At 39.9% G+C, this 12,883-nt stretch carries 11 protein-coding genes and 1 riboswitch; of the genes, 10 read left to right on the plus strand and 1 reads right to left on the minus strand.

Annotation, left to right across the window (positions count from 1 at the left end; translation table 11 throughout):
• Positions 1-13: 13 nt before the first annotated feature.
• A riboswitch (TPP riboswitch) is annotated at positions 14-122 on the minus strand.
• Positions 123-396: 274 nt separating this feature from the next.
• The 6 genes from AC3ANV_RS08040 (at position 397) to AC3ANV_RS08065 (ending at position 7,969) form a co-directional block, all read left to right on the plus strand.
• Complete coding sequence (locus tag AC3ANV_RS08040) at positions 397-2,289, plus strand: methylmalonyl-CoA mutase family protein (protein WP_488313107.1); 1,893 nt, start codon at positions 397-399, stop codon at positions 2,287-2,289.
• The gene (scpA, locus tag AC3ANV_RS08045; protein WP_488313108.1) at positions 2,282-4,480 is read left to right on the plus strand and encodes a methylmalonyl-CoA mutase; all 2,199 of its coding nucleotides are present in this window, start codon (positions 2,282-2,284) and stop codon (positions 4,478-4,480) included. Before AC3ANV_RS08040 ends, scpA begins: the two co-directional genes overlap by 8 nt.
• Positions 4,481-5,605: a methylmalonyl Co-A mutase-associated GTPase MeaB gene (meaB, locus tag AC3ANV_RS08050; RefSeq protein ID WP_488313109.1), complete on the plus strand. Its 1,125-nt coding sequence runs from the start codon at positions 4,481-4,483 to the stop codon at positions 5,603-5,605. It begins immediately after the preceding gene.
• Positions 5,606-5,788: 183 nt separating this feature from the next.
• Entirely contained in the window at positions 5,789-6,226 is a 438-nt protein-coding gene (locus AC3ANV_RS08055) for a BrxA/BrxB family bacilliredoxin (RefSeq protein WP_488313110.1), read from the plus strand.
• 211 nt (positions 6,227-6,437) lie between these two features.
• Positions 6,438-7,433: an aromatic acid exporter family protein gene (locus AC3ANV_RS08060; protein WP_488313111.1), complete on the plus strand. Its 996-nt coding sequence runs from the start codon at positions 6,438-6,440 to the stop codon at positions 7,431-7,433.
• 23 nt (positions 7,434-7,456) lie between these two features.
• A complete protein-coding gene (locus tag AC3ANV_RS08065) occupies positions 7,457-7,969 on the plus strand; it encodes a L,D-transpeptidase (protein ID WP_488313112.1) in 513 nt (170 codons plus the stop codon).
• Positions 7,970-8,053: 84 nt separating this feature from the next.
• Here AC3ANV_RS08065 and prli42 read toward each other — a convergent pair whose 3' ends face one another.
• Positions 8,054-8,152: a stressosome-associated protein Prli42 gene (gene prli42, locus AC3ANV_RS08070; protein WP_488313113.1), complete on the minus strand. Its 99-nt coding sequence runs from the start codon at positions 8,150-8,152 to the stop codon at positions 8,054-8,056.
• Positions 8,153-8,304: 152 nt separating this feature from the next.
• Here prli42 and mce point away from each other — a divergent pair, with 152 nt between their 5' ends.
• The 4 genes from mce (at position 8,305) to AC3ANV_RS08090 (ending at position 12,863) form a co-directional block, all read left to right on the plus strand.
• Entirely contained in the window at positions 8,305-8,727 is a 423-nt protein-coding gene (mce, locus tag AC3ANV_RS08075; protein WP_488313114.1) for a methylmalonyl-CoA epimerase, read from the plus strand.
• Positions 8,720-10,270 carry an acyl-CoA carboxylase subunit beta gene (locus AC3ANV_RS08080; RefSeq protein WP_488313115.1) on the plus strand — a complete coding sequence of 517 codons (1,551 nt, stop codon included), beginning with the start codon at positions 8,720-8,722 and terminating at the stop codon, positions 10,268-10,270. Before mce ends, AC3ANV_RS08080 begins: the two co-directional genes overlap by 8 nt.
• A gap of 119 nt (positions 10,271-10,389) precedes the next feature.
• Positions 10,390-11,511, plus strand: coding sequence for a tripeptidase T (locus AC3ANV_RS08085; RefSeq protein WP_488313116.1), 1,122 nt, complete (start codon positions 10,390-10,392; stop codon positions 11,509-11,511).
• A gap of 77 nt (positions 11,512-11,588) precedes the next feature.
• Positions 11,589-12,863 carry a DNA polymerase IV gene (locus tag AC3ANV_RS08090; protein WP_488313117.1) on the plus strand — a complete coding sequence of 425 codons (1,275 nt, stop codon included), beginning with the start codon at positions 11,589-11,591 and terminating at the stop codon, positions 12,861-12,863.
• The last annotated feature ends 20 nt before the right edge of the window (positions 12,864-12,883 follow it).

Genomic DNA, 12,883 nt, shown 5'->3' on the forward strand with positions numbered 1-12,883 from the left:
CTTCATTTGTCAAACGTCTAGTTTTCCACTTCCCTACGCTGGTATAATCCAGATCAGGTCCTTAGAGTCCCGAAGTAGTACTTCAATCTCAGCCTTTTAAAAAGGCACCCCTAGCGGATAAGCATCACATATTAATTTGTAGAATTCACCTTACATCTATAATAGTAGCGCCTTTATTGTAAATGTCAATTGATTTATTGTTCTGTGCAATAAAAATTGATAATTTCCATTAGCCGGACATCGGGCATAAAATATGTCCCCCGATTTGGCTAGCGCTTTCATCATACTTGTTGACGGTTTTCATTGCTTGAATGTTGTTTCTATTCTAAAATAAGATATAGTAATGTGTTAGAATTTTTTTGCAATTAGAAATTCTGTTGTTGGGAGGCGAGATTTATGGGTTTAAAAGAGATGAAGAATCAAACATTTCCAAGAAATCATATTGATGAATGGGAAAAAAAGGCTGAGGAATCCATCAAAGGAAAATCGGTTGAATCACTGAAATCCTCAACATATGAAAACATACTTTTGAAACCGCTTTATTTCCAAGAAGATGAAAAATCGATAGCTGCTTATCCGGGTGGTTCCGATTTTAGAAGAGGAATTTTTCCGCTTGGTTATATCACGAATAAATGGAAGGTTGCCCAGCGAATACCATATACAACAATAACAGAGTTAGAGGAAAAGCTTGAACAGGCATTAAATAGAGGTCAAACGGTTATTTCGTTTGAATTAACAAAACAGTTATTTGAAACGAATGAGCTTCTATTAAATCTATTAAAAGACTATTTTCATAAATATCCCTTCGCAATAAATGCTTGTGAAATGCAGCCGGACATATTATCAGTCTTGGTAAAACTGACAGAAAATCAATGTGATGGCTCAAGTGTGACAGGATACATAGCATCAGATCCGCTTTCAACATTTGTAATAGACGGATTTCTTCCGGAAAACGACGATATCTATTTTGCTGAATGGTCAGAAACGCTTAAGCAGGCACATAAAAAACTCCCCAATTTACAGACTGTTCTAATCAATACATCTCCATACCATAATGGGGGAGCAAATGCCGTTCAGGAGCTTGGAATTGCAGCTGCCACAGGGGTATTTTATCTTCAGCAGTTACTTGAAAACAAACTGAATCTTGAACAAGCACTATCAAAAATGATCTTTCAATTTTCAATCGGTGCCAACTTTTTTATGGAAATTGCGAAACTGCGTGCAGCCCGTATTCTTTGGGATAAAATTACGGAAGTTTACGGAGCTGAAATGGATTTTCGTGGAATGCAAATCGCTGCAGAAACTTCTACATTTACAAAAACTGTTTATGATAAGCATGTAAATATCCTCCGAGCCGGGAACGAAGCTTTTGCCGGAGTAGTAGGTGGAGTTCAATTTTTACATGTTACTGCATTTGATGAAATAATTGCTACCAGCTATTTTTCTGAAAGAATTGCTCGGAACACCCAGTTAATTTTACAGGATGAAGCCTTTTTGCAAAATGTTATTGATCCTGCAGGCGGATCATGGTATGTCGAGGAACTGACAAGGGAATTAGCAGAGAAGGGTTGGAAATTTTTCCAAGAGATTGAGGAAAATGGCGGAATGCTCGAAGCGGTTAAAAACAATTGGCTGCAAAATGCCATTGCCGGCGTGAATGAAAAAAGACAACTAGATATTTTTATTAGAAAAAATAGTATCATTGGGACAAATATTTATGTGAATCTCGAAGAAATAGGTTTTAAAAACAAACAACCAACAAGCTCTAGTTCTAAAGTTAAAGATCGAAATGAACATATAAAAATCCAACCAATCCCGCAATTGAGATTAGCGGAACCATATGAGGCTCTTAGAAAAAGAGCCGAAGCATTAAAGGAAAAAAACGGAACTCAACCGCAGCTAGGGATGATATGCTTAGGTAATCTTAAGCAGCATAAGGCAAGAGCCGATTTTATCAAGGGTTTTTTAGCAGCCGGTGGAATAATTGGGGCAGAAAGCGGTCCCGTTTTTACAGCACAATCCTGTATTGAATTTGTGAATAGCAGTCATTACCGGCATTTTTGCTTTTGCGGAGGCAATGAGCAATATGAAGAGATAGGGCACGTTATCCTATCAACTTTAAAAGCTGAATTCCCGGATAGAATTTTTTACTTGGCGGGATTACCTGATAAAGAACAACAATCCCAATGGAGTAATGAAGGCATTAAACAGTTTATCCATGTTAAAAGCAATTGCTATGAAACACTTTCTACCATTCTTTCAGATTTGGAGGTGACCATAGTTGAATAAACAAAAGCCTAATTTTCAAAACATATCATTATTTGAGAAACAACCATTCATTACAAAAGAGCAATGGAAAGAAAAAGTGGAAAAAGAAATAGACGCTTCCATTGATGATTTATTATTTGAAACCAATGAACAAATTCCCTTAAAACCGATTTATACAAATGAAGACCGGAAAGGCTTGGAGCATTTACATGATTTACCCGGACTTCCGCCATATACTCGCGGCCCGTACCCAACGATGTACGTCAACCGTCCGTGGACGGTAAGGCAGTATGCCGGATTTTCTACAGCAGAAGAAAGTAATGCATTTTACAGACGCAATTTAGCAATGGGTCAAAAGGGTCTATCGGTGGCCTTTGATTTAGCCACCCATAGAGGCTATGATTCCGACCATCCGCGTGTCGTCGGGGATGTTGGTAAAGCAGGAGTTGCGATTGATTCCATAATCGACATGAAGACGTTGTTTGATGGAATTCCATTAGATCAAATGTCAGTTTCGATGACGATGAATGGGGCAGTTCTGCCAATCCTCGCCTTTTTCATTGTGACAGCAGAAGAACAGGGAGTAAGCCGGGAAAAGCTTTCCGGGACCATTCAAAATGATATTTTAAAAGAATATATGGTCCGTAACACCTATATTTACCCGCCTGAAATGTCTATGAAGATTATTGCTGATATTTTTGAGTATACGTCCAAATACATGCCAAAATTTAATAGTATTAGTATTTCCGGTTATCATATGCAGGAAGCGGGAGCGCCTGCTGATTTAGAATTAGCCTATACACTGGCAGATGGCTTGGAATATGTTCGGACCGGTCTAAGTGCAGGCATTGATATTGATTCTTTTGCACCCCGTCTTTCCTTTTTCTGGGCAGTAGGAATGAATTACTTTATGGAAGTGGCGAAAATGCGGGCAGCCCGTTTGATTTGGGCAAAAATGATGAAATCCTTTCATCCCAAAAACGCTAAATCAATGGCACTCAGAACCCATTCACAAACATCCGGCTGGAGTTTAACCGAGCAGGATCCATTTAATAACGTGATTCGAACCTTGATTGAAGCCCACGCTGCTGCGATGGGTCATACTCAATCCTTGCATACCAATGCATTGGATGAAGCGATTGCCCTGCCAACTGATTTCTCTGCTCGAATTGCCCGGAATACACAGCTGTTCCTTCAAGAAGAATCCGGTATTACCAATGTCATTGATCCTTGGGCCGGGTCCTATTATGTTGAAAAGCTTACAGATGAATTGGTCACTCGAGCTTGGAAGCATATCGAAGAAATTGAGAGTCTCGGCGGGATGGCAAAAGCCATTGAAACAGGGCTTCCGAAAATGAAAATCGAAGAGGCTGCTGCAAGAAGGCAGGCACAAATCGATTCCGGAAAGGAAACGATTATCGGTGTCAATCGGTACCGGCTGGAAAAAGAAGAAGCCATCGATATTTTAGATATAGACAATACGGCTGTACGTTTGAAACAAATTGAAAAATTGAATGCTTTAAAATCGAGTCGTGATGAGGAAAAGGTAGAAGAGGCACTAAACGCTTTAACGAAAGCAGCTGAAACAGGTGAAAAAAATCTGTTGGAGGCGGCTGTTCAGGCTGCAAGAGTGAGAGCGACGCTTGGGGAAATTTCTGACGCGATTGAAAAAGTAGCAAGCAGACATAAAGCAGTAATCCGTTCGATAAGTGGTGTATATAGCTCAGCCTTTAGCAATGAAGAAGCGATCATCGAAGTGAAAAACATGACCGATGAATTCCTCGATAATGAGGGCAGACGACCGAGGATTTTGATTGCAAAAATGGGGCAGGATGGCCATGACCGCGGTGCGAAGGTCATTGCCACAGCATTCGCCGATTTAGGGTTTGATGTGGATATTGGTCCATTATTTCAGACACCGGAAGAAACGGCCAGACAAGCGGTTGAAAATGATGTTCATGTTATTGGAATGAGTTCACTTGCTGCCGGACATAAGACATTGCTGCCACAGCTTATTTCAGCATTGAAAAATTTGGGTCGGGACGATATTCTGGTTGTTATTGGCGGGGTTATTCCTGCCCAGGATTATCAATTTTTATACGATGAAGGAGCTTCAGCTATTTTCGGACCCGGGACGATTATCCCGGTTGCGGCACAGAAAGTAATCAAGGAAATTTATAAACAACTCGGTTATGAGGAAGTGGCACAATAAATGGACACGGATAAAAAACCGGAATGGAGCGACCCAAATGAACCTGATAAATGTTCAAGTGTTATAAGAAGAGGCCATGAGCAGGAGGGTCAATCTGCTGCACTCCAGAAAAATGTCCGTTTTCAAAAACGCAGTTCCTATGAGCCTTCTGTTGAAGAATTATATGAAGGGGTGTTATCAGGAGACAGAGGCCTTCTTGCCCGCGCTATTACACTGGTAGAAAGTAACGCAGAGCAGCATTTTCAAAAAGCACAGAACCTTCTTCAAAGGCTTTTACAACACAGCGGTAAATCAATGCGAATTGGAATTACAGGTGTTCCGGGAGCCGGGAAAAGCACCTTTATTGAAGCATTTGGTACCTACCTATGTGATCTGGGTTATCGGGTGGCAGTGCTGGCAATCGATCCAAGCTCCAGCATTAGTGGAGGGAGTATTTTAGGGGATAAAACGCGAATGGAACAGCTGGCTAGGAATCCTCGTGCTTTTATCCGTCCTTCTCCTTCAGCCGGTAAGCTAGGCGGTGTTCACCGAAAAACAAGAGAAGCCATGCTGATTTGCGAGGCTGCGGGATTTGATGTGATTTTAATCGAAACGGTTGGTGTGGGACAGAGTGAAGTCATTATCAGAGATATGGTTGACTTTTTCCTGCTGCTTGTATTAACCGGTGCCGGTGATGAATTGCAGGGAATGAAAAAAGGGATTATGGAACTGGCCGACGCCCTAATCGTTCACAAAGCAGATGGTCCCAATAAACAGAAGGCTGAACAAACAAGAAAAGAGTATAACCGGATTCTTCATTTTTTACAGCCGGCAACAAAGGGCTGGTCGACAATGGCTTATACTTGCTCTTCCCTTAACGGGGATGGTATAGAAGGAATTTGGGAGGTACTTAATGCTTTTGAAAGGAAAGGAAAAGAAACCGGAGTTTTTGAAGAAAGAAGAAAAGGACAAAAAAGAGATTGGATATACTCCATGATTACTGACCAACTCCAATATAGTTTCTTTCACCATCCGGATGTAAAACTAATGCTTCCTCAATTGGAAAATGAAGTGATGGCAGGTAAAAAAACTGTTGCATCTGCTGTCGAAACACTCTTCCATGCTTTTTTAACCGGAAAAGAATAAAGCTGCCAAGATTTTCGTGTTTCCTTTAACTCAGTCGAAGCGCTCCAGTCCTGTCGTGCGCTAAACGGGCGCTTCCGCTTTTCGTAGAATAAGAACATTTTATGAATTCAATCATCATTATTTGAAAAAAACTTATTTTTACTGTTATTATGTAGTTAAGTACTTTCCTTAAGGAGTGATTTTATGAGCATGGATTTTAATTTTTTTATGAATGATATCGTTCGTCAGGCGCGCGAAGAAATCGTGTCTGCAGGTTATAAAGAATTAACAACAGCAGCAGAAGTCGATGAAGCGCTTCAACAAAAAGGCACTACATTGGTCATGATTAATTCAGTTTGCGGTTGTGCAGGCGGTGTGGCACGTCCTGCGGCAGCATATGCCCTGCATTATGATAAGCGTCCGGATCATGTAGTAACAGTTTTTGCCGGACAGGATAAGGAAGCAACAGAAAAAGCGAGAAGCTATTTTACCGGATATCCACCTTCCTCTCCTTCCTTTGCTTTATTGAAAGATGGTAAGATTTGTTCAATGGTTGAAAGACACCAAATTGAAGGCTACGACCCGGCAACAGTTGTATCAAAACTGCAAAAAGAATTTGATCAATTTTGTGAAGAAGTATAACATAATAGAGTCTAAAAAGAGCTAATCCTTGAAATTAGAGATTAGCCCTTTTTTTATGATCATTTACCATTAGCTGCGGTAGAGAATTTTATGATGGGATTCGGAGGGCATAGGCTTTCTTGCAAAAAATGCTTCAAAAGGGATATGCTATGGGAAAGGATGGTCAATGGGATCATCTTTTTCACTTTTAACAGTTTTAGGGAGAATGTCAATGAAATTTCGTATTGGGTACCGGACAACCAAAACAGCAGTAGGCACTGCTATTTCGATATTAATTGCTCAGCAGCTTGGATTACATAACTTTGCCTCAGCAGGAATTTTAACGATTTTATGCATCCAAGTGACAAAAAGAAGATCATTTAGAACAGCATGGGATCGATTTCTAGCATGTGTTTTAGCAATGCCGTTTTCAGGTATCTTTTTTGAAGGAATCGCTTATCACCCGATTGTGATTGGAGTTATGCTATTTTTCTTTATACCAACGCTTGTTATGCTAAAGGCTAAAGATGGAATTGTTACGAGCAGTGTTATTATTCTACATGTATATATGGCTCATAATATATCGATAGACATCTTTCTAAATGAGCTTGGCGTTATTATCACAGGTATAGGTGTAGCTCTCCTGATGAATCTGTATATGCCAAGCGTGGAAAGAAAACTAAATGATTTTCAAAATAAAATAGAAGAAAACTTTAGAATTATATTTTGTGAAATAGTCCGCTATTTGAAGACAGGTGATAGTAACTGGGACGGGAAAGAGATTACTGAATGTGTCCGTTTGCTTAATGAAGCTAAAACACTTGCCATTCGGGATGTAGAAAATCACTTTTTAAGGGAAGAAAATCATTATTATCATTATTTTACAATGAGAGAAAAACAATTTGAAATCATTGAGCGGATATTGCCAATTGTTACCTCAATAACCGGGACAGTAAAGCAAGGAAAGATGATTGCTAAATTTCTCGAAGAATTGTCTGAAAATATCCACCCGGGAAATACAGCATATATTTATATTGAAAAAATAAGGAAAATGAAAGAAGAATTTGAAGAAATGGAGCTCCCAAAATCAAGAGAAGAATTTGAAACACGGGCCGGTTTATTGCAACTAGTGAATGAAATGAATAACTACCTCATTATAAAAAGTTCATTTAAAGATATAAAAAAACCTGATAAAATGAATGAACAAAAGAAAATTGAAGCAAACTAGGGAGAAAAAGGCAGGTGGTTTTTTTGATAAAAATCTTATCGCCTATCCTGATTGCTTTTTTCATTTCACCTCTTTGGCCCCTTGGTCCCAATCCCTTGCCGGGAGCCCCTTTTGTTATTGTTAACAAGAGCAATAACGAAATGGCCTATATTGAAGATAACAAAGTCCAAACGGTTGTAAGTGTTGGAACCGGAAAAACACAAGAACTTACACCGGAGGGACTTTTTACCATCACAGTGAAAGCCAAGAATCCCTACTCTCGCCGAAATGATATTCCCGGCGGAGATCCAAAAAATCCGCTTGGCGCAAGATGGATTGGCTTCGATGCAAAAGGGACCGATGGGAGGATATACGGAATTCATGGGACCAATCAACCGGCTTCTATTGGGAAATATGTATCACAGGGTTGTATCCGCACACAGAACGAAGTCATTTCATCACTGTTTCCATTAATCCCATTAGGAACGAAGATTCTGGTTATTACTTCAAAAGAGTCTTTTGAAAAGCTTGGAAAAGAGATCGGCGCCATAAAATAAGGGCACTTGCGCTAGGCAAGATTTAAATTCTGATTTTATTAGTAAAAGGGACTGTGCAAAGAAACAGTCCCTTTTTATATGTTTTTATTTAATAAATTGACCTATTCCAATTAGGAGGGTTGAGGCAAGCATAGCAAAAAGCATTAAAAAAACAATGATTTTTCGATTTTTCCGATTAGACAATATGAGTTCCTCCCTTAATGTAAGTAGCTTTATTTATATTTTACATGGAAAAGCCTAAATGAACAACTGCTCAATACATGAAGGATTTATGAATTTTTTATCGAATAAGATTAATGTCGAATTTATTTTAATATTGGAACAGAGGGGAAAACATGATTAAAAAAGTCGACCATATTGGAATTGCAGTTCGATCAATTACGGAAACGCTTCCATTTTATACGGAAGTATTAAGGCTTCCTTTTTTAGGAATGGAGGAAGTGGAAAGTGAGCAGATACGAGTAGCCTTTCTTCAGGCCGGTGAAACCAAACTTGAACTGCTTGAGCCTTTATCTGAGGAAAGTTCTGTTGCGAAATTTATTGAAAAACGCGGTGAAGGCATGCACCATATTGCATTAGGTGTAGAATCCATCGAAGTGCGAATAAAGGAGATAAAAGAAAAAGGAATTCGCATGATTCAAGATCAGCCAAAGCTGGGAGCCGGAGGGGCACATGTTGCCTTTATGCATCCAAAATCAGCTTCAGGTGTTTTATATGAGCTATGTGAAAAGAAAGGGAAGAAGGGGTACCATGAGTGACATCTATGAAAAAATAAATGAGTTATATGATAAACGCAGAGAAGTTGAACTTGGCGGCGGTGATGAGAAAATTGAAAAACAGCATGAAAAAGGAAAATTAACGGCAAGAGAGAGGATTGACTTATTAGTCGATAAAGGTACATTTATTGAATTAAATCCTTTCATTGAACATAGAACCAATGACTTTGGCCTTGATGAACAAAAAGGACCCGGCGATGGCGTTGTCACAGGTTATGGGAAAGTAAATGGAAGACCTATCTATCTTTTTTCTCAGGACTTTACAGTTTTTGGCGGTGCTTTAGGGGAAATGCATGCCAAAAAAATTGCCAATGTGATGGATTTAGCCGCTAAAAATGGAGCACCGTTCGTCGGCTTGAACGACTCCGGCGGTGCACGCATTCAAGAGGGGGTTGTCTCACTCGATGGCTATGGCCATATTTTTTATCGAAATGCCATTTATTCAGGTGTGATTCCACAAATATCCGTTATTATGGGTCCATGTGCAGGGGGAGCTGTCTATTCTCCAGCGATTACGGATTTTGTGTTTATGGTGGAAAAAACAAGCCAAATGTTTATAACCGGCCCTAAAGTAATTGAAACGGTCACGGGCGAGAAAATTTCTGCAGAAGATCTGGGCGGTGCCAATGTGCATAACACGATTAGTGGAAATGCCCATTTTCAATCAGCAACGGAAGCAGAAGCATTAAAGCAGGTTCGTAAACTGCTAAGCTATCTTCCCCAAAATAATGAGGAAAAGCCTCCTAGGGTAGAGACTCCGGTTGAAGATGATTATCGTCCGGATTTAACAGAAGCGATTCCTTTTGATGCCGTTCGCCCATATGATGTCCGCAATGTTATTGACCATGTTACAGATAAAGATTCCTTTATGGAAGTTCAGAAAGACTTCGCTAAGAATATTGTCGTTGGTTTTGCCCGAATAAAAGGAGAGCCGGTAGGGCTAGTCTGCAATCAACCTAAGGTGATGGCCGGCGGTTTGGATATTGATTCCTCCGATAAGGCTGCACGCTTTATTCGCTTATGCGACTCTTTTAATATTCCAATTATTACGTTTGAAGATGTAACGGGCTTTTTCCCGGGGGTTAAACAAGAACTGGGGGGAATCATCCGTCACGGTGCCAAAATTTTATTTGCTTATTCAGAGGCAACAGTTCCGAAGTTGACGATTATTTTAAGAAAAGCCTACGGCGGTGCTTATGTAGCCTTAAATAGTAAGTCAATCGGTGCTGATCTTGTTTTCGCGTGGCCTAATGCGGAAATTGCTGTTATGGGTCCACAAGGTGCAGCCAATATTATTTTTGCAAAGGATATTCAAAATAGCGAGAACCCGGAATTGTTGAGACAGCAGAAAATTGAAGAATATCGTGATAAATTTGCCAATCCATATGTGGCGGCCAGCAGAGGAATGGTGGATGATGTCATCGACCCAAGAGAAACGAGGATAAAAATTATTCAGGCCTTAGAAATGCTGAGGAATAAAAAAGAGTCGAGGCCTTATAAAAAGCATGGAAATATCCCACTTTAAAGTTGAATCTCTTTTCTTATGAAAATGAGAAAGACTGCAAACATCTTTCATTTGATGATAGGAAGTGGAAAAGGTATACTGAAATAGTGAATAGAGTACATATTATGGAGGTTCGACAGATGATTAATCAGGAACGTCTTTTGAATGAATTTTTGGAACTGGTACAAATTGACTCAGAAACAAAATTTGAAACTGAAATTGCAAAAGTATTAAAGCAAAAGTTTACTGATTTAGGTCTTGAAGTATTCGAAGATGATACAACTGCCAAAACAGGCCATGGTGCAGGGAACTTAGTCTGCACACTTGCTGCAACGAAAGAAGGGGTAGATCCAATTTATTTTACTTCCCATATGGATACCGTTGTTCCGGGTAAAGGCGTAAAGCCATCCATTAAAGACGGCTATGTGGTTACTGATGGTACGACCATTTTAGGTGCCGATGATAAAGCAGGCTTGGCTGTTATGTTGGAAACAATCCGCGTGCTAAAAGAGCAAAATATCGAGCATGGATTGATCCAATTTGTGATCACTGTTGGGGAAGAATCCGGTCTCGTAGGTGCCAAAGCGCTTGATTCTTCATTAATGAAGGCGAAATATGGTTATGCACTGGATAGTGATGGTTTAGTTGGTAACATTGTTGTAGCTGCACCGACTCAAGCAAAAGTGAAAGCAGTGATTTACGGAAAAACAGCACATGCAGGTGTTGCGCCGGAAAAAGGTGTTTCTGCTATCACCATTGCGGCAAAATCAATTGCTAAAATGCCGTTAGGAAGAATTGATGAAGAAACAACAGCTAACATTGGCCGGTTCGAAGGCGGTACACAAACCAACATCGTTTGTGACCGTGTTGATATTTTAGCTGAAGCCCGTTCCCTTATCCCTGAAAAGATGCAGGCACAGGTTCAGAAAATGAAAGATGCATTTGAAACTGTTGCTGAGGAAATGGGCGGAAGAGCAGAAGTCAATGTTGAAGTTATGTATCCCGGTTTCAAATTTGGTGAAGGCGACCTAGTTGTAGAACTAGCCCGTAAAGCAGCGGCAAAAATCGGCCGCAGCTGTGAATTACAGCATAGCGGCGGAGGAAGTGATGCCAATGTTTTTGCCGGCTTTAATATTCCAACTGTAAACCTTGCTGTTGGTTATGAGGAAATCCATACAACAAACGAGCGTATGCCAATTGAGGAATTAAACAAGCTTGCAGAAATGACGATTGCCATTATCAGTGAAGTGACAAATCAATAATTGGATTTAAAGGAGAGCCATTGGTTCTCCTTTTTGTTATACTATTGTTGAAATGCTTTAAGGATGGAAGTGCCGACATGAAGGAAATGTATCCGAAAAATGGAAGAGTCATTTTACATGTTGATATGAATAGCTTTTACGCCTCCGTAGAAATGGCTTATGACCCTGCGCTTAAGGGTAAACCATTAGCTATTGCCGGGAATGTGGAAGAGAGAAAAGGAATAATTGTTACCTGCAGCTATGAAGCCAGAAAATTTGGTGTGAAAACTACGATGCCGCTTTGGGAAGCAAAAAAGCTTTGTCCGCAGTTAATTGTAAAAACGCCTAATTTTGAGCGCTATCGTGCAGCGTCAATTGGCATGTTTGAAATTCTAAGAAACTATACAGAGCTGGTTGAGCCGGTTTCCATTGATGAGGGTTATATGGATATTTCTGAATGCTACGAGTTTGGCAGCCCGATTGAAATAGCGGAGAGTATTCAAAAAAGAATCCTGGAACAGCTTGATTTGCCTTGCAGCATCGGTATTGCACCTAATAAATTTTTAGCCAAGATGGCATCTGATATGAAAAAGCCAATGGGGATTACAGTGTTACGTAAACGCGACATCCCTACAGTTCTTTGGCCATTAAATACAAACGAAATGCACGGTGTCGGGAAAAAAACTGCAGAAAAGCTAACAACTATTGGAATAAATACCATCAGTGATTTAGCAAAAGGGAATGAGATTCAGCTTAAAGCTTTGTTAGGCATTAATGGAATCCGTATCAAAGAGCGGTCAAATGGAATCGATAACAGGCCTGTTGATCCGGAATCAGTCGCAGATTTTAAAAGTATCGGAAATTCAACCACCCTTCCTAAAGATGCCAGTAACCAACAAGAGCTATTCCGTGTATTGGAATCATTAGCCGAAACCGTTTCAGTAAGACTAAAACGTAAAAATGTTCTAGCATCTACATTAGGAATAACGATTCGCTATAAAGATCGGAAAACGATTACGAGAAGTAAAAAACTTGCCAATCCTATTAATCATAAAGATGACATTACGACATTCGCAAAGAAGCTATTTCTTAAATCTTGGAATGGTGATGCCGTACGGTTGTTAGGGGTTACAGGCTATGATTTAGTCGAGCATGATATGGCCTATAAGCAGCTCGATTTATTTTCGTTTGAAAAAGATGCTAAAAAAGAACCATTACTTAATACCCTTTCCAATCTTCGTGAAAAATACGGCAAGAATGTCATTGATAAGGCAGGAATGCATAAGGTTGACCCGGCTCATAATGTAGGAACAGGGACTAGCTTCAATAAAGATTTTCTTCGCTCCTTCCCTAACAGAGATAAAGAAGAATAAAAAAGCTCCTCTTTGATTAA

This window comes from Neobacillus sp. DFD-2R (assembly GCF_057747865.1).

Coding starts and splice junctions, on each gene's coding strand:
- AC3ANV_RS08055 (WP_488313110.1), top strand. CDS start 5,789: ATGAGCATGGATTTTAATTTTTTTATGAATGATATCGTTCGTCAGGCG.
- AC3ANV_RS08060 (WP_488313111.1), top strand. CDS start 6,438: ATGAAATTTCGTATTGGGTACCGGACAACCAAAACAGCAGTAGGCACT.
- AC3ANV_RS08040 (WP_488313107.1), top strand. CDS start 397: ATGGGTTTAAAAGAGATGAAGAATCAAACATTTCCAAGAAATCATATT.
- AC3ANV_RS08085 (WP_488313116.1), top strand. CDS start 10,390: ATGATTAATCAGGAACGTCTTTTGAATGAATTTTTGGAACTGGTACAA.
- mce (WP_488313114.1), top strand. CDS start 8,305: ATGATTAAAAAAGTCGACCATATTGGAATTGCAGTTCGATCAATTACG.
- meaB (WP_488313109.1), top strand. CDS start 4,481: ATGGACACGGATAAAAAACCGGAATGGAGCGACCCAAATGAACCTGAT.
- AC3ANV_RS08080 (WP_488313115.1), top strand. CDS start 8,720: ATGAGTGACATCTATGAAAAAATAAATGAGTTATATGATAAACGCAGA.
- AC3ANV_RS08090 (WP_488313117.1), top strand. CDS start 11,589: ATGAAGGAAATGTATCCGAAAAATGGAAGAGTCATTTTACATGTTGAT.